22 protein-coding genes are annotated in these 24,773 nt (G+C 54.5%); 14 read left to right on the top strand and 8 right to left on the bottom strand.

Going from position 1 to position 24,773, the window contains the following annotated elements; genetic code table 11:
• Window positions 1-85 precede the first annotated feature (85 nt).
• The gene (locus LF95_RS18500; RefSeq protein ID WP_073956650.1) at window positions 86-1,300 is read right to left on the bottom strand and encodes an MFS transporter; all 1,215 of its coding nucleotides are present in this window, start codon (window positions 1,298-1,300) and stop codon (window positions 86-88) included.
• 91 nt (window positions 1,301-1,391) lie between these two features.
• On the opposite strand from LF95_RS18500, the gene LF95_RS18495 reads away from it, so the two are divergent.
• Window positions 1,392-2,372, top strand: a complete 981-nt coding sequence (locus LF95_RS18495; protein ID WP_073956649.1) for an AraC family transcriptional regulator — start codon at window positions 1,392-1,394, stop codon at window positions 2,370-2,372.
• Window positions 2,373-2,394: 22 nt separating this feature from the next.
• Here the strand turns inward: LF95_RS18495 and coaA are convergent, their stop codons facing one another.
• Window positions 2,395-3,351 (bottom strand): type I pantothenate kinase, encoded by a 957-nt coding sequence (gene coaA / locus LF95_RS18490; protein WP_073956648.1) that lies wholly within the window; start codon window positions 3,349-3,351, stop codon window positions 2,395-2,397.
• Window positions 3,352-3,568: 217 nt separating this feature from the next.
• Window positions 3,569-4,321 (bottom strand): IclR family transcriptional regulator, encoded by a 753-nt coding sequence (locus tag LF95_RS18485; RefSeq protein WP_073956647.1) that lies wholly within the window; start codon window positions 4,319-4,321, stop codon window positions 3,569-3,571.
• 179 nt (window positions 4,322-4,500) lie between these two features.
• On the opposite strand from LF95_RS18485, the gene LF95_RS18480 reads away from it, so the two are divergent.
• Window positions 4,501-6,216 (top strand): thiamine pyrophosphate-requiring protein, encoded by a 1,716-nt coding sequence (locus LF95_RS18480; protein WP_073956646.1) that lies wholly within the window; start codon window positions 4,501-4,503, stop codon window positions 6,214-6,216.
• A 198-nt stretch (window positions 6,217-6,414) separates the two neighbouring features.
• On the top strand, window positions 6,415-8,229 hold the full coding sequence (locus LF95_RS18475; protein ID WP_073956645.1) for an alpha-amylase family glycosyl hydrolase: 1,815 nt from the start codon (window positions 6,415-6,417) through the stop codon (window positions 8,227-8,229).
• A 79-nt stretch (window positions 8,230-8,308) separates the two neighbouring features.
• On the opposite strand, the gene LF95_RS18470 is transcribed toward LF95_RS18475, so the two are convergent.
• Together LF95_RS18470 and LF95_RS18465 are read right to left on the bottom strand one after the other, a co-directional pair.
• On the bottom strand, window positions 8,309-9,544 hold the full coding sequence (locus tag LF95_RS18470; RefSeq protein ID WP_073956644.1) for a glycosyltransferase family protein: 1,236 nt from the start codon (window positions 9,542-9,544) through the stop codon (window positions 8,309-8,311).
• Between the two features lie 2 nt (window positions 9,545-9,546).
• Window positions 9,547-10,374, bottom strand: coding sequence for an HAD-IIB family hydrolase (locus tag LF95_RS18465; protein ID WP_073956643.1), 828 nt, complete (start codon window positions 10,372-10,374; stop codon window positions 9,547-9,549).
• A 385-nt stretch (window positions 10,375-10,759) separates the two neighbouring features.
• Here LF95_RS18465 and LF95_RS18455 point away from each other — a divergent pair, with 385 nt between their 5' ends.
• From LF95_RS18455 to LF95_RS18440, 4 genes are all read left to right on the top strand, one after another.
• Window positions 10,760-12,340 carry an OpgD/OpgG family glucan biosynthesis protein gene (locus tag LF95_RS18455; protein WP_215905704.1) on the top strand — a complete coding sequence of 527 codons (1,581 nt, stop codon included), beginning with the start codon at window positions 10,760-10,762 and terminating at the stop codon, window positions 12,338-12,340.
• Between the two features lie 227 nt (window positions 12,341-12,567).
• Entirely contained in the window at window positions 12,568-13,740 is a 1,173-nt protein-coding gene (pobA, locus tag LF95_RS18450) for a 4-hydroxybenzoate 3-monooxygenase (RefSeq protein ID WP_073956640.1), read from the top strand.
• A 132-nt stretch (window positions 13,741-13,872) separates the two neighbouring features.
• Window positions 13,873-14,172, top strand: a complete 300-nt coding sequence (locus LF95_RS18445) for a DUF883 family protein (RefSeq protein WP_073956639.1) — start codon at window positions 13,873-13,875, stop codon at window positions 14,170-14,172.
• The gene (locus LF95_RS18440; RefSeq protein WP_073956638.1) at window positions 14,169-14,762 is read left to right on the top strand and encodes a phage holin family protein; all 594 of its coding nucleotides are present in this window, start codon (window positions 14,169-14,171) and stop codon (window positions 14,760-14,762) included. The genes LF95_RS18445 and LF95_RS18440 overlap by 4 nt, the downstream gene beginning before the upstream one ends.
• A gap of 99 nt (window positions 14,763-14,861) precedes the next feature.
• On the opposite strand, the gene hpt is transcribed toward LF95_RS18440, so the two are convergent.
• Both hpt and LF95_RS18430 read right to left on the bottom strand, forming a co-directional pair.
• Window positions 14,862-15,398, bottom strand: a complete 537-nt coding sequence (hpt, locus tag LF95_RS18435; protein WP_073956637.1) for a hypoxanthine phosphoribosyltransferase — start codon at window positions 15,396-15,398, stop codon at window positions 14,862-14,864.
• A gap of 63 nt (window positions 15,399-15,461) precedes the next feature.
• The gene (locus LF95_RS18430) at window positions 15,462-16,205 is read right to left on the bottom strand and encodes a glutathione S-transferase (protein WP_073956636.1); all 744 of its coding nucleotides are present in this window, start codon (window positions 16,203-16,205) and stop codon (window positions 15,462-15,464) included.
• Between the two features lie 304 nt (window positions 16,206-16,509).
• On the opposite strand from LF95_RS18430, the gene LF95_RS18425 reads away from it, so the two are divergent.
• On the top strand, window positions 16,510-16,728 hold the full coding sequence (locus LF95_RS18425; protein ID WP_073956635.1) for a DUF3126 family protein: 219 nt from the start codon (window positions 16,510-16,512) through the stop codon (window positions 16,726-16,728).
• 192 nt (window positions 16,729-16,920) lie between these two features.
• Here LF95_RS18425 and LF95_RS18420 read toward each other — a convergent pair whose 3' ends face one another.
• Window positions 16,921-18,261, bottom strand: a complete 1,341-nt coding sequence (locus tag LF95_RS18420) for an MFS transporter (protein WP_073956634.1) — start codon at window positions 18,259-18,261, stop codon at window positions 16,921-16,923.
• A gap of 394 nt (window positions 18,262-18,655) precedes the next feature.
• Here LF95_RS18420 and cyoA point away from each other — a divergent pair, with 394 nt between their 5' ends.
• From cyoA to LF95_RS18390, 6 genes are all read left to right on the top strand, one after another.
• Window positions 18,656-19,705, top strand: a complete 1,050-nt coding sequence (gene cyoA, locus LF95_RS18415; RefSeq protein WP_073956633.1) for a ubiquinol oxidase subunit II — start codon at window positions 18,656-18,658, stop codon at window positions 19,703-19,705.
• A 76-nt stretch (window positions 19,706-19,781) separates the two neighbouring features.
• Entirely contained in the window at window positions 19,782-21,785 is a 2,004-nt protein-coding gene (gene cyoB / locus LF95_RS18410; RefSeq protein WP_073956632.1) for a cytochrome o ubiquinol oxidase subunit I, read from the top strand.
• Window positions 21,786-21,795: 10 nt separating this feature from the next.
• Window positions 21,796-22,419 carry a cytochrome o ubiquinol oxidase subunit III gene (gene cyoC / locus LF95_RS18405; RefSeq protein WP_073956631.1) on the top strand — a complete coding sequence of 208 codons (624 nt, stop codon included), beginning with the start codon at window positions 21,796-21,798 and terminating at the stop codon, window positions 22,417-22,419.
• Window positions 22,416-22,814, top strand: coding sequence for a cytochrome o ubiquinol oxidase subunit IV (locus LF95_RS18400; protein ID WP_073956630.1), 399 nt, complete (start codon window positions 22,416-22,418; stop codon window positions 22,812-22,814). Before cyoC ends, LF95_RS18400 begins: the two co-directional genes overlap by 4 nt.
• Window positions 22,815-22,913: 99 nt before the next feature.
• A complete protein-coding gene (locus LF95_RS18395; RefSeq protein ID WP_073956629.1) occupies window positions 22,914-23,690 on the top strand; it encodes an SURF1 family protein in 777 nt (258 codons plus the stop codon).
• A 60-nt stretch (window positions 23,691-23,750) separates the two neighbouring features.
• A complete protein-coding gene (locus LF95_RS18390) occupies window positions 23,751-24,743 on the top strand; it encodes an Ldh family oxidoreductase (RefSeq protein ID WP_073956628.1) in 993 nt (330 codons plus the stop codon).
• The last annotated feature ends 30 nt before the right edge of the window (window positions 24,744-24,773 follow it).

The following is a 24,773-nucleotide window of genomic DNA, read 5'->3' as shown; positions in this document are numbered from 1 at the left end:
TGATGCACTTGTCAGGGGAGCATTAACCATCCTGTTGTTGATCCGGCCCCGAGTTTGGGGGCCGGATTTTTTTGCTTTCAGTTTTTCAGGCTTCGTTTTGCGCGCTTGCTATGGGGGCCGGGCGCAAACCCAGCATCACCACGAAACCGGCTACCAGCAGCAGGGTGCCGCTTAGGCCAAAGACGCCAAGGGCACCATTGGCCGAGTAAATCGCCCCGCCCAGTGCCGCGCCCAAGGCAATGGCAAGCTGGATCGCGGCAACAATTAGCCCGCCGCCGCTTTCGGCTTCGTCGGGAACGGTGCGGGTAATCCATGTGGACGAGCCTACTGGCATCGCGGCAAAGGCCATGCCCCAAATGGCAATCAGGATGCTATCGCCAATCGTGCTGCTGCCCTGAAGTGTTGCCAGTCCCAGCCCGGCCAGCCCCATGATGATGGGCATGATGCTGAGCGTCAGTTTCAGGCTGCGTTCAATCAGTGCCCCGGCGATATAGGTGCCAATGAAATTGGCAATGCCAAAGCCCAGCAAAATGCCGGAAATGCCCGAAACCGCAACGCCGGTGACGTTCTCCAGAAACGGTCGTACATAGGTAAACATGGCGAAATGGCCGGTAAAGATCAGCATGGTCAGGACCAGGCCAAACCGCATGCGCGGACGCATCATGACATCAAACAGGGTGCGCAGGCTGGCATGGCCCACCGGTGCCAGTCGGGGCAGGGAGGCAAATTGCGCAATCAGCACCACAACACCCAGACCGCCGGTCAACAGGAAGATATTGCGCCAGCCAATAATATCACCCAGAAAACTGCCGACCGGGGCTGCAAAAACCGTGGCAATGGAAACGCCGCTAAACATAATGGATAAGGCGCGGGGAATAAGATGTTCGGGCACCAGCCGCATAACAACAGCAGTTGCCATTGTCCAGAAACCACCCAGGGCGACGCCCAGCAACACACGCCCGACTAACAGGAATGACAGGTTGGGGGCGATGGCGACCAGAATATTCGATAAAATCAGTAATATCGAAAATCCCAGCAGAACATGGCGACGGTCAAAACGACGGGTCAGGGTTGCGATAAAAAGGCAGGTGATCAGGGCGATAACGGCGGTGGCCGATACGGCCTGTCCGGCCAGGGCTTCGGGAATGGCAAGGTCGTGTGCCATCGGAGTTAGCAGGCTTGCGGGTAAAAATTCGGCTGTGACCAGGCCAAAAACGCCCAGTGTCATGGAAAAGACAGCGCCCCATGCCGGGGCCTTTTGCCCGCCAGCGTGGTGGCTGCCAGAAATGTGATCGTCCATCTTGATATGGGTCCTGTTTAAAAGGATGTGAGTTCGATTGATCCTATAAATAGGCTGGAAATTTCAGACGATCTATGTCAGATAATCTTGAATGATTGATCATTCGTCCGAATTGTCCCGTTCTGAAAATGTGCAGCGCGTCGGTAGCGACGTGATGAGTGAACTTTTGCTGGGGATGCGCCTGCGGGGCCTCAACTATAACCGTGTATATCTGTCGCGGCCTTTTGGGGTGCGGTTTGGCAATCATGATGTTGCACGGGCGCAATTTCATTTTGTGGCCCGTGGGCCGGTTTATCTGCGCTGTAGCAAGGCAAAAATTCATGTTTTGCAAACCGGCGATGCCGTTTTACTGCCGCTTGGCTTGTCGCACGAATTGCTTTCTGCCCCCGACATAAGTGGCAGCGACATAAAAAGTTTTGTCATGGCGCCGATTTGCAGCCAGGTGGGTGCCATTACCGCCTGCAACGCGGAAGAGCAGGATGATGACGTTCTGTTTTTTAGCGGGTGCATGGAATTTGATCTTGGCAGCATGAGCCCGCTGATCAGCATGATGCCGGAAGTCATGCAGGTGGGAACCTTGCTGGATCGAAACCCGGAGATTTTGCCGATCCTTGAAGCAATGGCACGCGAGGTTTGCACGGCACGTGCCGGTTATGGGGCGATTGTGACGCGCCTGGCCGATGTGGTTTCGGCCTCTATTGTGCGCGGTTGGGTGGAATGCGGCTGCGGCGATGCCAGCGGCTGGGTTGAGGCCCTGCGCGACCCGCGTTTGGGCCGTGTGATCAGCGCATTGCACCGGGACCCGGGGCGGGACTGGACGGTGGCATCGATGGCAGCGGAAATGGGGGCATCCCGGTCAGTTTTTGCCGAACGTTTTTTGGCGATAACCGGGATTACGCCGCTGCGCTATGTTGCGGACCTTCGCATGCGTTTGGCAACCCAGTGGATCCGCCAGGACCGCATGCCGGTAGACGAGATGGCATCCCGGTTGGGTTATGGCTCTGCTGCGGCATTCAGCCGGGCATTCAAGCGGGTTACGGGTACATCACCCGGCGAGATGCGCCGCGCCTGACGAAGGACAAAGGGTTTAGGGTTCAGGGTTTGCGGACCGCAACGGTTTCCACCCTATGACCTTTTCCCTTACACAGGATGGCATCGGCCCGAAACCGCGACGGGGCGACATGTTCTTCCAGAACCCTTGCATTGATACTGGTCCAGATTTCACCTGCCAGATGGCGGGCTTCGTCGTCATTAAGGTGGGCATAGCGGTGAAAATAGGATTCCGGGTTTTGAAACACGCTGTTTTTCAGGGTTAGAAACCGATGGATATACCAGGCACGAATATCGGTTTCATCGGCATCAAGATACAGCGTAAAATCAAAATAGTCCCCGGCATGGGTGGCGGCGGCCGGGTTGCCTGTGGTGCTGATTTCCAGCACATTCAGCCCCTCGACAATCAGGATATCGGGGCTGGTAATGATTTGTTTCCGGTCCGGCTCAATATCGTATGTGACATGCGAATAAACCGGAATTTCGACACGTTCCGCCCCGTCCTTGATATGTTCAAGCGTTTCAAGAAGTGCGCGGCGATCATAACTTTCGGGAAAGCCCTTGCGCGAGAGAAGCCCGCGTTCTTCAAGATCGGCGAGTGGCCATAAAAAACCATCCGTGCACATCAAATCCACCCGGCCATCCGGGCCAAAGGATTGTGCCAGCATCTGGCGCAAGACACGGCAAAAGGTGCTTTTGCCAACGGCAACACTGCCTGCCACGCCGATAATATAGGGGGCCTTGCGCGGGGCAGTGCCCAAAAGGTTCCCCATGCCGGTTTTAAGGCTGGTCAAATGGTCGCGGTGCGTGCGGATCAAATGGACCAGCGGGGCGAAAACCTCGGCCAGGTCGGTTGTATCGGTGGTGTCATTTAACCCGCGCAGCGCATCAAGGTCTTCAGGGCTAAGATGGTGGGCGGTATCTTCCCCTAATGTCTGCCATTTATCCCGGTCAAACAGGGCGTAACGATCAGGATAAAGCGATGCCGGGGATGGAGTCATTACGGTCTTCTGTGTTGCGGATCGGAAATGGTTCGTCTCGCTTTATGCCGTCTGGAAGGCCGTGATGCAATGTTAACGGCGATGATTTGACGAATAAGTTTGGTGAGCTAGCCATAATATCGCGCATAGTGTTGCATATGGGCGATATCACAGCCTGTTCTGGTGCCAAATTTATGCCTGCGCGTGTGTTTGTCAATTCACCCTTGGTCGCAATTTATCAGGACGTGTTGCGATGGGTGCCATAAAGGGCGGTTTGGGCTGTTGTTGCTGCCTTTTTTAAATGGTCCAGCAGGGTGGCCTGGTGTTGATGGACAATCATGCTGTTGCTGCCAAAGCAGGAAATGGCGCTGACCATATGGTTGTGGTGGTTAAAAACCGGCACGGCAATGGCATAAATGTCGCCAAGCCCTTCACCGTCATTCAGGGCAAAGCCCTGGCGTCGAATATGGTGCAGTTCCTGGATCAGGGCTGATTTGCCCGTGATGGTGGTTGCTGTTTGCAGCCAGGCATCACGCTTTTCTTCCTCCATCAAGGCCAGCCATAATTTGCCATGTGCCGTGCAATGGGCTTCCAGCCGGGTGCCAATGCGAATGTCGACATAAAGCGCACGTTCGGGCAGGGCCTTGGCGATGCACACGGCCTTGTCCTGGTCAAACCGGGTGGCCATACAGGCCTCGTGCGCGACGCGTGCCAAATCATCAAGTACGGGCTGCAGGATCGGGGCGGGGCCACCATCGGTGCGGATGCGTTCGCCCAGATCGGCAAAAACATATCCCAGCCTGAAAACGCCGCGTGCCGTCATGCGCAAGGCGCCAGCATGTTCAAGCGTATGTAAAAAACGATGCGCGGTAATCAGATTGATTTTCAACTCCCGGGCCACGTCCCCCGCCGTCATTTCGCGGTATCCGGCGGCAAAAAGGTCAAGAATGCGAAAGGCCCTGATCACCGAACCGTTAAGCTGTGCCGACATTTGAGGGCCTTTCGTGTTTGTGAAGAAGGAGGGCCTTGCAAGTCGTGGCAAAGGTTGTGGATGAGGAGATGCAGTGCGCAGGCGACTGCCGTGCCGTTGCTTGACGACCGAAAACTTTGCATAATATACTATATTATAAATTAAATTTCAAATATAGTAATAATAGGCAGGGTGGTGATATGTCGGATCAGAAAGCCGGAGCAGGTTTAACCGCAGGCGGTGCCGTTTTGGCGCGGATGAAAGTGGTGGGGGTGGATTATATTTTTGCCAATTCCGGCACCGATTTTCCGCCCATTATTGAAGGCCTGGCCGAAGCCAGCGCAAAGAATATTCCCCTGCCCGAAGCCCTGATCATGCCGCACGAAAATGCGGCGATGGGGATGGCTTACGGTTATTATCTGGCAACGGGCCGCGCACAGGCGGTGATGGCGCATACCAATGTCGGCCTTGCCAATTGTGCGATTGGGGCGATCAATGCCGCCACCGAACATGTGCCGATGCTGTTATTTTCCGGCCGGACTCCGGTGATGGAACAGGGCCGGTTGGGTTCCCGTACCGTGCCGATTGGCTGGGGCCAGGAAATGCGGGACCAAACAGCCCTGGTGCGCGAGGCGGTGAAATGGGATTATGAACTGAAATTTCCCGAACAGGTGCCCGATATGGTGGATCGCGCCTATGCCATCGCTAATTCGGTGCCCAAAGGCCCGGTTTATATGAGCCTGCCACGCGAGGTTTTGTGCGATACCTGCCCGCAAGATGGCATTGACGCCCCATCGCGTATAGAGCCGGTGCGCGTGGCTCCGCACCAGGAAACATTGCAACAGGCCGCCGAAATGCTGGCTCGCGCCAAACGGCCCGTTATTATTGCCCAGCGCGGGGCAGGCAGTGCCGATGGTTTTGCCGCCCTGTCACAACTGGCAAATGACTGGGGCATTCCGGTGGTGCAGTATTGGGCGGTCCAGCTTGCTATTGCCACCACCGATCCGATGTTTGGCGGCATGGACCCGGCGGTTTACCTGAAGGATGCCGATATTGTGGTGGTGCTGGATTGCCTGGCCCCCTGGTGGCCCGATATTCGTGCTTTGCAAGAGGATTGCAAAGTGATCCAGATCGGGCAGGATCCGCTTTATGGGCGTTTTCCTGCCCGCCATTTCCCGGCAGATTTCTCGCTGGCTGGTGAAACGGCAGACGTGATTTTGGCGCTGGCCGATGCAATGGTCCCCCTGTTTGCCAAACACCGAGACGCCTGCGAAACACGGCGTGAAAAGGTGGCAGCACAAAACAGCGTTATTCGCAAAGCGGCCCAACAACTGGCCGATGATGGCGCACAAATGCCCATGAGCAAGGCTTGTGTGTCGCGTTGTCTTTCAAGCGCGATTGCCGGTAAAGAGGTGACGGTGTTTTCCGAGCTGGGTTGCCCGTTGGAACCGATGGATCTGGATCATTTTCAGGCGTGGTATCAGGAACCCCATTCGGGCGGGCTGGGCTGGTCGTTTCCGGCGGCAATGGGGTTTGCGCTGGCGGATCGTACCCGTCTTGTCATCGCGACAATGGGGGACGGGTCCTATATGTTCGCCAACCCCACGGCCTGCCACCAAATTGCCGAGGCATTGCGCCTGCCAGTTTTGATTTTGGTGCTAAACAACAATGAATGGGGGACGGTGCGGCAATCGGTTACGGGCATGTACCCGGACGGATATGCCGCCCGCGCCAACCGGATGCCGTTAACATCGTTAGCCCCCAGCCCGGATTTTACCAAAGTGGCGGAAGCCAGCCGTGCCTGGAGCGCAAAGGTTGAAAACCCGGCCGAGCTGACCACGACCCTGAAGCGCGCCATCGCCCATATCGAGGAAACAGGCACACACGCGCTTGTCGAAATTGCGATTGCGCCTTGAGGGGGGGGATGAGGAGAGGGTGGCACTTTACAGATTACGGTTTGCACGGGGCAGGCCGGGTGTGGGGTACGGCATAAGGGAGGATGGATAATATGCGTGCCTGTTTGCCAGGCAGTGGAAAATACCTGCTTGCATCATAAGCAGAAAAATTATTTGATTGGATTCAATAAATTGTATCGCCTGTTTTGAGGAGGTCGAATGGACCGGGTTGTTGGCACGTCTGGACGGATCGCTTTTGCAAGTGCAATGCGAAACTTGCTGGCCGATGTGTATCCACAGCATGATCCTGCATTGCTGGTGCGCCGCGTATTTGAAACCCTGAACCTGCCAATAGAAGGCGACGGTCCCGAACCGGCCGAAGAATCCTTGCGCAAATGGGACCAGCGCGATGCCTTTTTGATCACCTATGGCGACAGTATTTCGCGCAATGGCTATCAGGGCCTGAAATCCCTGCGTGATTTTCATCAGAAATGGCTGAAAGACTGGCTGCCGGGCATTCACATTTTGCCATTTCACCCTTTTACTTCGGATGATGGTTTTTCCGTTTCCGATTTTACCATGCTGCGACCCGAATTGGGCACCTGGGAGGATGTTGAGGACCTTTCCAAACATGCCAAGGTCATGGCCGATTTGGTGGCGAACCATATCTCTGCTTCGCATGAATGGTTTTCGCAGTTTCTGGCCGGGCAGGAACCCGGCGTGCATTATATCAAAACCGCCAATGACGATGATGACATTTCCCAAGTGGTGCGCCCGCGCAGCCACCCGCTGTTAAACACGGTTGAAACGGCGCTAGGCCGCAAAAATGTGTGGTGCACCTTTAGTTATGACCAGGTGGATCTGGATTATGGCAACCCGGATGTGTTTTTCGAGATCCTGAAAATCGTGCTGCAATATGTCAGCCACGGGGTCAGTGTTATTCGTCTTGATGCCATCGGCTTTATCTGGAAAGAGGCGGGAACCCCCTCGATCAATGCCGAGCAAACCCATAAAATCATCAAGGCGCTGCGCCTGGCGGCCAATGCGGTGGCACCGGATTTGGTGTTTATTACCGAAACCAACCTGCCGATGGTTGAAAACCTTTCCTATTTTGGCCAGCAGGATGAAGCCCACCTTATTTACAATTTTTCCCTGCCGCCGGTAATTTTGCATGCCCTGCTCAGCGGGCGGTCGGATTATATCCGCAAATGTATCATGGCGATGCCGCCCGCTCCGGCAGGCTGTACCTTTTTTAATTTTACCGCCAGCCATGATGGCATTGGCCTGCGCCCGGCGGAAAATATCGTGCCCGATGATGACATTACCCAAATGACGGAACATGCCCGTAAAATGGGCGGCGAGGTCAGCTATCGCTCCGTCGCAGGGGGTGGGCAGCGCCCATATGAGATGAATGTGACGCTGTTTAGCATGCTGGCCGAAAGTTTTGCCGGTGATCGCGGCTTTGGGCTGGAGCGGTTCATCATGTCGCAGGCAATTGCCATGTCGCTGGAGGGGATTCCCGCGATTTATGTGCAGTCGATTTTTGCCTCGGAAAATGATCACAAGGGGTTTGAGCAAACCGGCATTCCGCGCCGCCTTAACCGCAAAATCTGGCAATTGGCGGATGCCGAAGCCGCCCTTGAAAACCCAGGGATGCCGCAGCAGGCCTTTGGTCAGTTGCGCGCGCTGATGTCCATCCGTCAGGGGCAACCGGCCTTTCACCCTAATGCCACGCAATATACGCTTAATCTGGGTTCGGAATTGTTGGGGGTGTGGCGGCAAAGCCATTTGAATGATCAAAGCATTTTCTGTGTGTTTAACCTGACGGCACAGGACCAGGATCTTGATTTATCCCGCATCAATCTGATCATGAATGAAGGCTGGCAGGACCTGATTACGGGCAAGGATATCCCTGATTATGATGGCATCATGACGCTGGCCCCCTATCAGATCGTCTGGATTTCCAACCTGGATGGTCGCCATCGCACCGAAAGCCGGTTGTTGCAGCGCTATCGCGACGCGATGCCGGTCTGACGTTTTTGCTTTTCATGCCAAACAGGCCGGGCGCATGTGCTACCCGGCCTGTTTGTTTTAGGGGGGGGGCACAAATGGCTCAGGCGGATTTGCCAATGTCGCTGTCATTCAGGTCATCTTCGACGGCGGCGGAAAGTTGCTCGAAAATGTCGTCCATCGCACTTTCTACGCGCTGCCAGCTGGGGATGAACGGGCTTTCCAGCGGGTTTTCCAGATAATGCTGTCCGGCACTAATGATAACTTCGGCCAGAACCTCGACGCATTTTTCTTCTTCGTCGCGATTGATTTTTAGGCCATTAAACAGGGCATCGGCACGATATTGCTCGATCAGGTCCAGTGCTGTGCGGTAATAGGTGGCCTTTAGGGTGCGGAAGGTTTCATGCGAAAAAACCGTGCCCTGGGTGGCAAGTTTGCGAAACAGCGATTTGGCAATGTCGCTGGCCATGCGCGACAGGCCGTCATCTTTTTCGGCCGGGTCAAATTCGCGGTGTTTATGGTCGTAAATATCGGCAATATCGACCTGGGCCAGGCGGTGGACGGTGTGGTTGCGATACATTTCCGAAAGCATCGAAACTTCCAGCCCCCAGTCCGATGCCACCCGCAACCCATAGGCCACATCGGTGCGAATGGCAATTTCGCCCGACAACGAATAACGGAAACAATCCAGATAGTTCAAAAAGTCGGTTTTACCGACCACCTGCTTGAGGGCACGAATAAGCGGCGTAACAAACAGGCGGCAGACACGGCCCTTAAGGGTGCCACCTGCCACACGGGCATAGTACCCCTTGGCAAAGGCGAAATTAAAGGCCGGGTTGGCAATGGGATACATCAGACGCGCTGGAAGGTCCGGCGTGTAGGTGGCAATGTCGCAATCATGAATTCCAATCACCGAACTGCGCCCGGTTGCCAGCGTATAACCCATGCAATACCACACATTGCGGCCCTTGCCCGGTTCGTAACGGGCAAGGTCATAATTTGCCAGCCTGTCATGCACCGCACGCAGGCGCGGGCCATCATTCCAGAGGATGCGGGTACGTTGCGGCAGGTCCTTGAAAAATTCGCGGGCATAGGCGTATTGGCTTTCACTGGCCCGGTCCAGCCCCACCACGATCTGGTCGATATAGGTGGCTTTTTTCAACCCTTCAAGGATGGTGGTCATGGCCGGTGTTTCCAGTTCGGAATACAGGCATGGTAAAATAAGGGTCTGACGGCGCGACCGGGCAAAGGCCGTCATTTCATAAGCGAGTTCTTCCGGGTCACGATCGATGATGGAATGAAGGGTTGTAATAGGGCCACCCTGATGAAAATCGGCCATTTTTACCTCGCTTTTGTTATTGCTGTTGGCGTTTGCGACAAGTCGTCGAGTATCGTATTGATCGAAATATTCCAGCCTTGTGGTCCCGGTGCCGGGGCCAGGCGGGCGCTTTTCCCCCCCAGATCAAGGGTCGGGACCGGCCCGTGTTTAGCCGGGATTTGCACGGCAATGTCGGCCTGGGCCAGCATCCCGGCATCGTTGGGGGAATCCCCCAGCGCAATGCTGGTAATGTCTGAGCGTTGCGCCGGTAGTTTTTGCTGGTCCTGTAACATGGCGATGGCGGTTTGCATGGCGCGGCCCTTGTCTGTTTCGCCGCAAAGGGTGTGGAAACGGCCCCCTTTGACCAGTTTCAGACCAAATTCCCCGGCGATGTTTTGGGCAAGTGTGATGTCGTTATCGGTTGGTTGCCATATTAACGGATCAGAACAGTTCCGGTTCCCGGCAAGGGCGGCATCCTCGACCGAAAGGCCGGTTGCATCGGCAATTTGCCGGGCGGCACTGCTGCGAAAGCTGGAAACCGGGACCGAAACGGCCTGTTCAATGGCACTGCGGGCATCGTCGATGGTTTGGGTGGCCGGGCCGGGCTGGTGCAGGTCGCTGCCAATTTCAATAACCCCGCCATTTTCACCAATCAAACCGGCAAACAGATGATGGCGGGCATTAAGACCACGCAGTTCGGCCAGGGTTTTGGAGGAAATGGCAAGCAACGGAATGTTGTTCTCACGTAACCGCATCAGGGCGGGGCGGGCGGCCTCCCAGGAATAATCATCATGATCCAGAAGGGTGCCATCCAGGTCGGTGAAAACGACAAGTCCGGTTAAATGGGGCATCTATCTCGCAAAATGTTGTGAAAACAGTGTGTTGATGGCCTTGACTGTGAAGCTTAACACACAGCGCGGGTTTGGGCGACAGCGTAAAGATTAAATTTTGTGCACATTTTCATCCAAGATTGATGTTGGTTGATAAAATGGCATAAGCGCGCTGCGAAGGATGATCGGGTTAACAGGTGGCGTTTTGCCCCGGGAACTTGATGGGGCGGGGGACGTTTGCCAGGAAATAGAGTTGGGAAAAACAAAACAGGCCCTGTCATTGCCATTTTTATCGGGCATATCGTGCAGCAAGAGGGATATGCGTGCTTGTAAGCCTTTGTGGTTTAAGGCAAATGACGGAAGATATGGCAAATGGCAAGGTGAAGGGTGCTTGATGGGCGTGAATATGGAACGGCGTAAATTTATTGGTTATATGGGCGCGGCGGTCGCGGCGGGGTTGATCCCGGGCGGGGTATCGCGCGCCTTTGCCGCGGAGGACAGCAGCCTGCCGCGTGGTGAAAAAAAGCCGTTTTCATTTGAGGGTGTCATTGGCTGGGCACGGGAGCAGGCAAAAAAGCCTTATCAGCCCCCTGTTGTGTCTGATGCCCTAAAAAATGTTCTCTCACGCATTGATTATGACGCCTATCAGAAGATCCGCTTTGATACACAAAAGGCGCTGTGGCTGAATCAGGATGGTGTTCCGCCGATAGCGCCATTTCATCAAAACCGGGGCACGCCGGAAAAAGTTCGTATTTATATCGTGGAAAACGGTCAGGCCCAGGAAGTGGAATATGACCCGTCGGCCTTTGCCTATAAGGGGGATATTCAGGCGGGTGACATGCCTGATGATACGGGATGGGGCGGTTTTCGCGCCCTGTATGAAAAGGACCATTCGCGCGACTGGCTGGCCTTTATGGGCGCGTCCTATTTTCGCTGTGCCGGGCCGCAGGACCAATATGGCCTGTCGGCCCGCGCCGTTGCGGTCAATATTGCCCTGCATGACCAGCCAGAGGAATTTCCCCGGTTTACCGAGTTCTGGCTGGAGCCCACCCAGGATGGCGGCCTGCATATTTATGCGCTGCTGGACGGCCCCAGCCTGACCGGGGCAATGCAAATTGCCTGTCAGAAACCCAACGATACCGACATTGTGATGGATGTGACGGTGCGGTTTTTCACCCGTCAGGCCATTCGCCGGTTGGGGATTGCGCCGCTGACCAGCATGTTCTGGTTTTCGGAAACCAACCGCGACGAGGCGGTGGATTGGCGCTCGGAAATTCATGACAATGATGGGCTTGCTCTATGGACCGGAACGGGCGAGCGGTTGTGGCGGCCGCTTGATAACCCCAAACACACCCGTACCAGCAGCTTTGTCGATCAGTCGCCCAAGGGCTTTGGCCTGATGCAGCGCGATCGCAGCTTTGCCAATTATCAGGATGACGGCGTGTTTTATGACCGTCGGCCATCCTTGTGGATTGAACCCAAAGGCGACTGGGGAAAGGGGATGGTTCAGCTTTTGGAAATCCCGACCGATGATGAAATTCATGACAATATCGGTGCCTACTGGACGACGGACGCGGAAATCCCCGCCGGGGAAGAACGCGCCTGGCAATATCGGATGCACTGGATGAAGGCCGATATGTTTGGCGCGGCAAATGTGGCCCATACCATTGCCACACGCACCGGCCGGGCCGGTGTGCCGGGGCAAAAGCGCCCGGACAAGGGGCTTAAATATGCGATCGATTTTGCCGGGGGCGCGCTTGCCAACTTCAAAACCGAGGACAAGAAGATTACGCCGGATGTATCGGCCAGCAATGCTGCCATTCAAAATGCCTATTGCCTGCGGGTGGTGGGGCAGGATTATTGGCGTTTGGTGTTTGATGTGTTCCCGGATGGCAATGGTCCGGTCAATTTGCGCGCCAGCCTAAAAGAGGGCGACCGGCAATTGACGGAAACCTGGATGTTTGAACATCGCGAACATCATTTTTAGGGGCTGGTACCACGACATTCGGCTGTTTGCAGGGCGGGGCGTTTTGTGCACCCGCCCTGATTTTATGAGTATTCAAACGTTTGCTATAGCCGTTTGGTTATAGATGTTCGTTTTGTGCCTTTCTTTTCCGGGTTTGTCCATTCAGCCGGATTGGGGCGCGATTTATCCTGTGATCATAACAAAGGCCATGTTGGGCCGAATGAGAATAAGATCATCAGGAAAGCGTCATGTATATTCCCGTCGTCATCATCGGCAGTGGCCCGGCAGGTTTGCTGTTATCGCATCTGTTAAAATGCCGTGGCATCGAAAGCATCATTCTGGAGCGTAAAAGCCGCGGCCATGTTGAAGGCCGCATTCGCGCCGGGGTGCTGGAGATGGGCACAGTAGGCCTGATGCGCAAAATTGGTGTGGATCAGCGCATGAATGCCGAGGGCATTTTGCATGATGGCATATACATTAGCGTCGATGGCAAGCGGCATCATATCAATATGAAAGAGTTGACCGGCGGGCAAACGGTGATGATTTATGGTCAGACCGAACTGACTAAAGATTTGATTGCTGCACGGCTGGGTCAGGGTGGCGAGATCGTTTTCGAGGCGGAAGATGTGAGCTTGCACGATATTGACGGCGAACGTGCCACGGTTCGCTATGTCAAGGATGGTGCCGAACACAGCCTGACTTGCGATTATATTGCCGCCTGCGACGGGTATCATGGGGTGGGACGGCGTACCATGCCCGAAAACCACCTTAAAACCTTTGAGCGGGTCTATCCCTTTGGCTGGTTGGGGGTGTTGGCAAAGGCCAAGCCGGTGGCCGACGAGCTGATTTATGCCAGCCACGAACGCGGGTTTGCCCTGTGTTCGATGCGGTCCGAAACGGTGGTGCGGCACTATGTCCAGGTGCCCAGTGACGCAAAAATCGAAGACTGGTCCGATGACCGGTTCTGGGATGAATTGCGTCTGCGCCTTGGCCCGGAGGATGCCGACTTGGTCAATGAAGGTGAGGTTTTTGAAAAAAGCATCGCGCCGCTCAGGAGCTTTGTGGCTGAGCCCATGTCACATGGAAGGCTGTTTTTGGCAGGGGATGCCGCGCATATTGTGCCGCCAACCGGGGCCAAGGGGCTTAATCTGGCGGCAAGTGACGTGCACTATTTGTCCGAGGCCCTGATTGCGAAGTTCTGCGATAATGATGAACAGCACCTGGCGCAGTATTCACAACAGGCGACGGCGCGGGTGTGGAAGGCGGAGCGTTTTTCCTGGTGGATGACATCGATGCTGCATCGTTTTGGCGATGAGGACAGTTTTGATGGCCGGGTGCGCCGGGCGGAGCTGGATTATGTGCTGTCATCGGATGCCGGTAAAACCAGCTTGGCGGAAAATTATGTCGGGTTGCGGTTTTAGGATGCGTTTTGGTTGAACCTTATTGCTGGTTTTGCCACTAAATCATCACATTTGATATGGAACCGGACGGGGCCACCTGCGTTACAGATATGTTGTATACGGCAACAGATGATAACAAAACAGGAGGTCCCGATGGTGGCCAAGAATGAAGCCGACACGAACACTGACGCTTCCAAGTTGCAGGCCGAGGTTGAGACCCTTCGCAAAGACCTGGCGGAAGTCACAAAAACGCTGAAGACGATGGCGATGGAAAACGGCGAGAGCCGTGCTGCGCAAGCCGCACAACGTGTTCGCGAAGTTTCCGGCCAGGCGCGTGAACAGTTTGACCATGCCCGCGATGTGGCGGTTGATCAGGTGCGTGAACGTCCGTTAATCACGGTTGCGGCAACATTTGGGCTTGGCCTGTTGATTGGCCGCCTGCTGCAACGATGATCAATCAGCTCATCGAGGCAATCGGTGACATGGCGCAGGCCGCAGCCGCAAGGCTTGCGGCCATCGCCGTGATTGGTGTTGTCATGCTGGTGGGGGCCGGGTTTGTTCTGGCGTCTATCTATATGGGGCTTGCCGCCCATGTTGGTTCGGTATTGTCGGCCTTAACCGTGGGGTTGGTGCTGATTGTACTCGGGCTGGTGGCGATTGCCATCTGGTTTGGTAAAAGTCCGACCTATGAGACCGGCGAAAAGGAAAAAGCCCCCGGCACAGCTGCACCGCGCAGCGAAGATGACATGATCCTGGATTTGCTGATGGATGCCGCCCGTGCCGGTTTTGCCACCGGGCAGGGTAACAGGTCTGAAATGAATAAGGGCTTTGAACGCCTGCTTCATGATCTGGATGGCTTGGGCGTTTTTGACCGTCGGCAAAAAATTGCCGATGCTCTTGAGCGCGCCGAGAAAGCCGAGGAGGCCGCGATGACGCGGGCTGCGGAAAAGCCCGATGACCCGTCAACCGGCGGAATTGATGAAATGGTGAATGACAATCGGGGCTCGCCATTCCCGCGTGATCCAGGTCAGGACCGGAAGTAATCGCGCCATTTGCCATGACGTTAACTGCCATGATATCGAAACAAAAAACCGGCAATCAGCCCAGGCTGTGCCGGTTTTGTTGTGTGCGGAAGGTGTTGCTTATTCGCCGTGGAAATGCACCGTGCCGATAAAGGGCAGGTTGCGATTGTTCTGGGCGTAATCGATGCCGTAACCGACGACAAATTCATCGGGAATGTCAAAACCGCAATAATGGATCGGAATGTCCACTTCGCGGCGCGATGCCTTGTTCAGCAGCGTGCAGATTTCAAGGCGGTTGGGATCGCGGGTTTGCAGCAGGCGCACAACCTCGGACAGGGTATAGCCGGTATCGATGATATCTTCGACCAGCAGAACATCCTTGCCGCGAATTTGACCATCAAGGTCCTTGACAATACGGACATTGCGCGAGCTTTCGGTGGAATCGCCATAGCTGGATGCCACCATGAAATCGACTTCGACCGGTACAGTCAGTTTGCGTGCCAGATCGGCGATAAAAACGAATGATCCGCGCAACAGGCCGACCACGATCAGTTTTTTGGTATCTTTGAAATTTTCGTTGATCTGGGCTGCCAGCGTGTCGATTTTCGCGGCAATTTCCTCAGCAGTGATCAACGGCTTGACTTCATAATCGGCCATTCGTCCGGGTCCCCGAAGGTGGAATTGTTCAATGCAGGCGTTGCTACCACAGGCGTTGGGGCTTTACCAGCCCGCTTGCGGTTGAATATCTGATCTGGTTATGTTGGCGGCCTGTAACAAGACCGGTTTGTCGCCTTCATGCCACTGGTCATATTTACCCATGATGCCGGTAAAAAACGGGTTTTGCAGCATGGTTTTCAGCCAGCGATGCAAATGCACAAAGGGCAGCGCCTCAAACCGGGTTTGATCGGTGCGGGCAAACTGGCGAATAAAGGGTGCAATGGCAAAGTCGGCCAGGGCAGGGCGCGATCCAAACAGATATTGACCAACAGCAAGCCTGCCATCCAGCCGGTTCAGGATTTTTTCGCCCTGTTCACGGTGAAAATCCGGGTCTGCCCCTTCGTAACGGCTGGCATATTTATAGCGGTCAAGATGGGTTTTAAACGGCCCGTCATTTTGTGCGATCAAGACCAGCATATCATCAAGGTTGCCGCTTGCCGGGCTTAGCCATTCATGCGAGTCCTTTTCGGCCAGCGCCCAAACCATGATTTCCAGGCTTTCGTCGATTACGGTGCCATCGGGCAGAACCAGTACGGGAACCGTGCCTTTGGGGGAGGCCTTTAGCATCGTTTCCGGTTTGTCTCGCAGGACAACTTCGCGCAATTCAACATCAATACCAGCCGCCATCAGGCCCATGCGGGCCCGCATGGCATAGGGACAGCGGCGAAAGCTGTATAAAACCGGATATGGGGCCGGGGACGCGGATGTATCCTCGGCGAAAGAAGGGGATTTTGTTTGCTGGGTCATGTTATCGACTTAACCATAAGGGGCGTTCTTTGCAACCAACTTTGCCGCAGACGGGTATCGCACGGGAAACAAAGCCGTTATAGTTAATCTGTTCTGACAGTCCTGATGCGGGCCAGGAATTTGGTTTTGCCGGGAACAGGGCAAAAAATTGATCGTTTTACAATCGACGGGCTTGATTTACCGGCCCGGTTTGTGAAAGGAAAAGCACGGGATTTTTCGTTTTGCGCCATATGGGCAGGGAAACGGCTTTTTGCTGTGCCGCCCGCGCGCGTTGACGACAACAGTTGAAACAAGGAAGCAGAGTATGACACCGTCCGAGATTGCACGGGTAACGAACTATTTGCGTCGCACTTTTGATAATAACCGTATTGCCATTGACCCGCCGCGCGCCAAGGGGCAGCCGGTTGAAATGCGGGTTGGCGACGAATTTCTCGGCGTTCTGCACCGTGACGAAGACGAAGGTGAAGTCAGCTACTCGCTGCAAATCATGATCCTTGAAGAAGACCTGCCGCCGCTTGTTTAAGTGTGCAAACGCTTTTGCCTTTTATAAAGGCCCAAACCAAAACGCCCTGCCATGATGCAGGGCGTTTTGCGTTTGGGGTGGTTTTGGAACAATCATATCTATGTATTGCATCTTTCAATCCCAAAGGGCCGCCCGGTTGTCAGGCGGCCCTTGGTATGTTTTTCGGGTGTAAAGTTTTAAGCTTCCGAAGGATCAGTCTGCCTGGGTTTCAACCATCTGTTTGTTGAAATACAGGGCGACAAGGGTGCAGATTGCGCCCGAGAGCAAATAGGCACCCACCATGATCAGGCCAAATTCCTCGCACAGAAACAGCGCGACCAGAGGGGCGAAGCCCGCACCGATCAACCAGGCAAGGTCGGATGTAATGGCCGAACCGGTATAGCGATATTGCTGGCGGAAGTTTGACGCCAGTGCGCCGGCTGCCTGTCCAAAGGACAGGCCCAGAATGGCAAAACCGCCCAGAACTATAATGTCTTCGCCAATGGCCCCTGCCTGATACAGGAAGGGAGCAACGAAGCTGCCTGCGCCAATGATGACGGCGGAAATGCCCAGAAGTTTACGTCGGCCGATGCGATCAGCAATGATGCCGGATGCCGCGATGGTGCCCATGCTGATGACGGCACCAACAAGCTGGATCAGCAAAAACCGGCCAACCGAATGGTCCGTATAAAGGTTGACCCAGCTTAACGGGAAGACTGTGACGAGATGAAACAGTGCATAACTGGCAAGTGGCAGGAATGCCCCAAGCAGAATCGTACGACTATGAACCTTAAAGGTATCGGAAATCCGAACGGCCTGAAGTTCATTTTTATCGAGAAGGGAGCCAAATTCGGTGGTGGCAACCAGGCGCAGGCGGGCAAACAGCGCAACCACATTGATGGCGAAGGCGACAAAGAACGCATAGCGCCAGCCCCAGTCGATAAAATCGGCGTCGCTAAGGGTGAGCAAGGAAAATGCGAACAGGCCCGCCGCCAGAATGAAGCCAACAGGCGCGCCCAGTTGCGGCATCATTGCATACCAGCCTTTGCGGTTTTCCGGTGCATTGAGCGCAAGCAGGGATGCCAGTCCATCCCAGGCCCCGCCAAGGGCCAAACCCTGGCAAAAACGGAACGTGCACAGCAGATAAATACCCAGTGCCCCCGCACTGGCATAGCTGGGGATAAAGGCGATGGCGACGGTTGATCCGCCCAGAAGGAACATGGCAACCGTAAGTTTTGCTCCCCGGCCATGTTTGCGGTCAATCGCCATAAACAAAAGAGACCCGGCCGGGCGGGCGATGAAGGCAAGGGAAAAAATGGCGAAGGAATAAAGGGTCGCTGTTACCGGATCAAAAGAGGGGAATAGAAGGCGGGGAAATACAATTACTGCTGCAATGCAATATGTGAAAAAGTCGAAAAACTCCGACGTACGACCAATAATGACGCCCAGTGCGATCTTGCCCGGGTCGACCTGTTTGCGTGTAGAGAGTTGCCTGACGTCCCGTTCAAGCTGTGACGAGGAGGCCGCTGCATAAGACTGACTGGGATAACTCATATACCCCTCCCTAGTTGTTTTATGACCTTTATGGTTGAGTCAAAGCCAGATTTGGAATTGGTCTTAAAACAACTATGAGCCTGTAAATCATTGCTGTCAAATCGCCTCTTGATTGGGATTGTGACTTATGTCGCAGGGGCATGGCAAATGTGGCGGAAAAGCTGGGGTGCCGGGGTTGACAAAATTGCGTGCCGGATGTAGCAATCCGGGCACTGGTTTGAATTTTTCAAGCTATATTTTCGTCAAATGTGGCAGCCTGGTGTTGCCGCATTTTTGAAACTGAATCCGGGAACGACAGGCAATAGACGTGATTGGGGCTTTCGGGGCGCAATGCGAATATTGCTGTTTTGTTTGTAAATGGTCTCGTCCTGAGACTGGTCAAAAGATCAAGCGTATGTCATTAAAACTTTCACGCGGCCTGCTCATTGCTCCTCTGATGCTTCTCCTGACTGGATGCAATCTGGTTGTGATGCAGCCTTCGGGTGACGTTGCAATGCAGCAACGCGACCTGATCCTTATCTCCACTGTTCTGATGTTGCTGATCATCATTCCGGTGATGGTGCTGATTGTATTTTTCGCATGGAAATACCGTCAGTCGAACAAAGACGCCGAGTATGATCCTGAGTGGCATCACTCGACCAAGCTGGAAGTTATCATCTGGTCAGCTCCGTTGCTGATCATTATCGCATTAGGGGCGCTGACGTGGGTAAGCACGCATAGGCTTGATCCGTATCGTCCGCTTGACCGTATTGATGCACAGCGCCCGATCGCGGCTGATGTAAAGCCCTTGACGGTTGAAGTTGTGTCACTGAACTGGAAATGGCTGTTCATTTATCCGGAACAGGGCATTGCGACGGTTAACGAACTTGCAGCACCTGTTGATGTTCCGATCAATTTCAAGATCACCTCGGACTCGATCATGAACTCGTTTTACATTCCTGCACTGGCAGGCCAGATTTATTCGATGGCCGGAATGGAAACCAAGCTTCATGCCGTGATCAACAAGGAAGGTGTCTATAAGGGCTTTTCCGCCAACTATAGTGGCGATGGCTTTTCGGACATGCACTTCAAGTTTCATGGTCTGAGCCAGGCTGATTTTGATCAGTGGGTTACCAAAGTGAAAGCGGATGGTGCTACCGGACTTGGTCGCAGCGAATATCTTGACCTGGTCAAGCCGAGCACGGCCGTCCCGGTTGAATATTATAACAGTGTTGATCCGGAACTTTATCACGCCATTTTGAACCGTTGTGTCGAAGCGGGCAAAATGTGCATGGATGAAATGATGATGATGGATCACATGCGCGACAAACAAGGCGGGAAGTCCCATGACGAACACGCCGAGCTGTTTCCTTCCCTGGAAGGGTCGGAAGTCGGCATTTGTTCGGTAGAGGGTTATTCTCCGGTATCGGCATCCGACAAGGAAACGCCGGCTGCGAAGCTCTGATTGAAACGCGATCCCGATTTTATCGGACCTTGGTGGCTGTGTCTGACACAGCCACACTGAAAAGAAGAGTAAACCGATGTCTTCAAACACGGATCTGTTAAAGTTGATCTTTGGTCGGCTTTCCCTTGATTCAATTCCGTATCACGAGCCCATCCTGATTGTGACCTTTATTGGTGTTGCATTCGGTGGTCTCGTCGTTTTGGGTGGTATCACCTATTTCGGTAAATGGGGTTATCTGTGGCGCGAATGGGTCACGTCTGTCGATCATAAAAAGATCGGTGTGATGTATATGATCCTTGGTGTTGTCATGCTGCTGCGCGGCTTTGCCGATGCGCTGATGATGCGTGCCCAGCAGGCCATGGCGTTTGGTGGAAACGAGGGTTTTCTGCCGCCGCACCACTATGACCAGATCTTTACCGCGCATGGCGTGATCATGATCTTCTTTGTTGCCATGCCGTTCGTCACTGGTCTGATGAACTTTGTGGTGCCGCTGCAGATTGGCGCGCGCGACGTTTCATTCCCGTTTCTGAACAATTTCAGCTTCTGGATGACAACGGCCGGTGCCGCTTTGATCATGCTGTCGCTCTTTATCGGTGAGTTTGCCCGTACCGGCTGGTTGGCTTATCCGCCGGTTTCCGACATTATTCACAGTCCCGGCGTCGGTGTTGACTATTATATCTGGGGTTTGCAGATCGCCGGTCTGGGAACATTGTTATCAGGGGTTAACCTGATTGCGACGATTGTGAAAATGCGCGCCCCGGGCATGTCGATGATGAAAATGCCGGTCTTTTCCTGGACCGCGCTTTGCACCAACGTCCTGATCGTTGCCTCGTTCCCGGTTTTGACTGCTGTTCTGGCTCTTCTGACACTTGACCGTTATGTCGGCACCCATTTCTTTACCAATGATATGGGCGGCAACGTGATGATGTATGTGAACCTGATCTGGATCTGGGGGCATCCCGAGGTTTACATTCTGATCCTGCCCTGCTTTGGCATTTTCTCGGAAATTGTGTCGACCTTCTGTCGCAAACGGCTGTTCGGTTACAGCTCGATGGTCTATGCAACGGTTGTGATCACCATCCTGTCCTATCTGGTCTGGCTGCATCACTTCTTTACGATGGGGTCGGGTGCCAGCGTCAATGCCTTCTTTGGTATCACCACCATGATCATTTCCATCCCGACGGGTGCGAAAATGTTCAACTGGCTGTTTACCATGTATAAGGGGCGTATTCGCTTTGAAGTGCCGATGCTCTGGACGATCGGCTTTATGCTGACCTTTGTTATCGGTGGTATGACCGGCGTTCTGCTTGCTGTTCCGCCCGCTGACTTTGTGCTGCATAACAGCCTGTTCCTGATCGCACACTTCCATAACGTGATCATCGGTGGCGTTGTGTTTGGTGTCTTTGCCGGGATCAATTTCTGGTTCCCCAAAGCGTTCGGCTTCAAGCTTGATCCGTTCTGGGGCAAGATGTCCTTCTGGTTCTGGTTTATCGGCTTCTATTTCGCCTTCATGCCGCTTTATGTGCTTGGCCTGATGGGCGTTACCCGCCGCCTGAACCATTTCGATGATCCTTCGCTTCATATCTGGTTCATCATTGCCGCCTTCGGTGCTGTTCTGATCGCTGTTGGTATCGGTTCCTTCCTGATGCAGCTTTTTGTCAGCATCAAGAACCGTGAAAAGCTGCGCGATGTAACGGGCGATCCGTGGGATGCACGCACGCTGGAATGGTCGACCTCGTCGCCGCCGCCGGAATATAACTTTGCGCGCACGCCAATTGTTTATGACCACGATGCGTGGTGGGACATGAAGCAGCGCGGGTTTGTCCGTCCGACCGAAGGGTTCAAGTCCATTCACATGCCCAAGAGCACAGGTATGGGGGCGATCCTTGCTGGACTGTCCGTTGTCTTTGGCTTTGCGATGATCTGGTATATCTGGTGGCTGGCCATTGTCGCTTTTGTTGCGATGGTTGCTGTCGCCATCGGGCATTCGTTCAACTATGACCGCGACTTCTATATTCCGGAAGAGCAGGTCGTGAAGACCGAAGACGCACGAACCCGGCTTCTGGCAAAAAAGGCGTGAGAACTCGATAATGGCTACGCAATCTGCCGTGAATAATACGGAGACCCCGGTCTTCCTGGTTAAGGAAGAGCCGCACGCGCCAAGCAGCACCATGCTTGGATTCTGGATCTATCTGATGAGCGACTGCCTCATCTTTGCGGTCCTGTTTGCAACACATGGTGTTCTTGGCCGCAATTATGCAGGTGGGCCTGGTCCGCAGGATCTGTTCGATCTGCCGCTGGTTGCGATCAACACCTCGATGTTGCTGTTCTCGTCGATCACCTATGGCTTTGCCATGCTGGCGATGGAAAAGAACAAGCTACAGGGAACGCTGGTCTGGCTGGCAATTACCGGTCTGTTCGGTATCGCGTTCGTGGGCCTTGAGCTTTACGAATTTGCGCATCTGATTGCCGAAGGTGCCGGTCCGCAGCGCAGTGCTTTCCTGACCTCGTTCTTTACGCTGGTTGGAACCCACGGTTTGCACGTCACCTGCGGTATCATCTGGCTGATCACCTTGATGGTCCAGGTTGGCAAATACGGCCTGGGTGAAGCCAACAAGCGCCGCCTGATGTGCCTCAGCCTGTTCTGGCACTTCCTGGACGTGATCTGGATTGGTGTGTTTTCCTTTGTTTATCTGATGGGAGTTCTGGGATGACCTCGCACGCGAATGACCATTCCCACGGGCATGATCATGACCACGGTCATGGTGATGGCGCCGCCCACGGTTCCTTCAAGGGATATATGACCGGCTTTATCCTGTCGGTTATCCTAACAGCCATTCCGTTCTGGCTGGTGATGGCGGATGTGCTTTCAAGCAGCACCGCAACCGCCATTGCCGTGATGGGCCTTGCCGTGATTCAGATTGTGGTTCACATGATCTATTTTCTGCATATGAACACCAAATCGGAAGGCGGCTGGAACATGCTGGCGCTGATTTTTACCATCGTGATTGTTGCGATTGCGATTAGTGGTTCGCTGTGGGTTATGTTCCATCTTAACACCAACATGATGCCGCAGATGTCCGAAAGCATGATGAAATCCATGCCGTGATCGGCAGGATTTAATGATTGAAAGGCGCGGCGGGGGAACCTGGCGCGCCTTTTTTCTGTCTATGGTAGATTTTTGGTTCTTTCCTGAAAGCAAGTTTTCATGACGCAGCCTGTTTCTTTTGATGAAAGCACCACCGGCCAGCCAAGGTCAAAGGCAACCCGGATCATTCTCGCTATTATTGCGGCAATCCTGTTTTGTGGCTTTGTGGCCCTGGGGATTTGGCAGATCGAACGGCGTGCCTGGAAACTTGACCTGATTGAAAGGGTCACAACCCGTGTTGCGGCCCCGGTGCAGGCCGCCCCGCGCCAGGCGGATTGGGCACAGGTCAATCGCAAGGATGACGAATATCGCCATGTAACCGTGACGGGGACGTTTCTGAATGACAAGGAAACCCAGGTTTATACCTCGACCGATTATGGTGCGGGTTATTGGGTGATGACGCCGATGGTGCGGGCGGATTCCGGGGCCATCATCATGATCAACCGGGGCTTTGTGCCGAGCGACCATAAAGAGCCCGCCACCCGTGCCGAAGGGCAGCCACAAGGTGTTGTTACCATCAATGGCCTGCTGCGCATGGATGAGCCGGGCGGCACATTTTTGCGCGATAATGTCCCGGCGGATAACCGTTGGTATTCACGCGATGTCAAGGCAATGGCCGAACATGATGGCCTGGATGCCAACCAGGTCGCCCCTTATTTCATTGATGCGGACGCGCAGAAAAATCCCGGAGGACTGCCGATTGGCGGGCTAACGCAAATCCGTTTTAATAACAGTCATCTGGTTTATGCGATTACCTGGTTTTCATTGGCGCTTATGGTGGCGGCTGGGGCGTGGTATGCGCTGCGCAGCCCAAAAAAACACAAGCATCCCAATTGAATACCGGTTTAAAGTGCCGGGGTGCAGAAGGCACGTTGTTTTATATGTCAGGTATTGCCGATGCTTTTGTCTTTGTCCGATTCCCGTCAATTGATTGTTGACGTCCTTGTTCGTAATAACGTCTCGGCTGAAAATGCCGCATCGGTGGCAACGGCACTGATTGCTGCCGAGGCATCCGGGCAGGGCGGGCATGGTTTTCGCCGGGTCGAGGCCTATGCCACCCAGGCCCGTAGCGGCAAAGTGGACGGTCAGGTCACACCAACTTTTAGCCGCCCGGCGCCGGGCATTCTGGCAATTGATGCCGCACACGGCTATGCGTACCCGGCGATTGACATTGCCGTTGCCGAGTTGCCCGACATGGCCCGGTCGCAAGGCATTGCAATGGCAACCATTCGCCGTTCCCACCATGCAGGCGTTATGGGTCTGACGGTGGAGCGGTTTGCCCAGCAGGGATTGCTTGCCATCATGGCGGCAAATGCCCCTGCTGCGATGGCACCGTGGGGCGGGGTGCGGCCGATGTATGGTACCAATCCGCTGGCCTTTGCCGCACCGGTGCAAGGCAAGGCGCCAATTGTGGTGGATATGGCCCTGTCCAAGGTGGCGCGCGGCAAAATCATGGCCGCCCGCCAAAAAGGGGTGGATATTCCCGAAGGCTGGGCGCTGGATCGCGATGGCAACCCGACGACCAATGCCAATGCGGCAATGGACGGCACCATGATCCCGGCCGGCGATGCCAAGGGGGCGGCCTTGGCGTTGATGGTGGAAATTTTGGCCGCGGGGCTGAGCGCGGCTAATTTTTCGCATGAGGCAACGTCGCTTTTTGACGATAAGGGCGCACCGCCTGCGCTGGGTCATACAATTATTGCCATAGACCCGAAAAATACGGCGCCCGGGTTTGATCCGCTCGCGCGTATTTATCATTTGGCCGAAGAAATTGCCCTGGACCCGGGCGTGCGGCTGCCGGGACGGCGCGGGCAGGCGCTGCGCGACAAGGCTGCCAGCGAAGGGATCGAGGTAGAAGATGATCTGATTGCGCTGGTCAAAAGTCTTTAGTTGTTCGTGTTGACAGTGACGGATTTGAAA

The sequence above is a fragment of the Thalassospira sp. TSL5-1 genome, assembly GCF_001907695.1.
Lineage (GTDB): Bacteria > Pseudomonadota > Alphaproteobacteria > Rhodospirillales > Thalassospiraceae > Thalassospira.
This window is presented reverse-complemented; position numbering and strand designations above follow the sequence as displayed.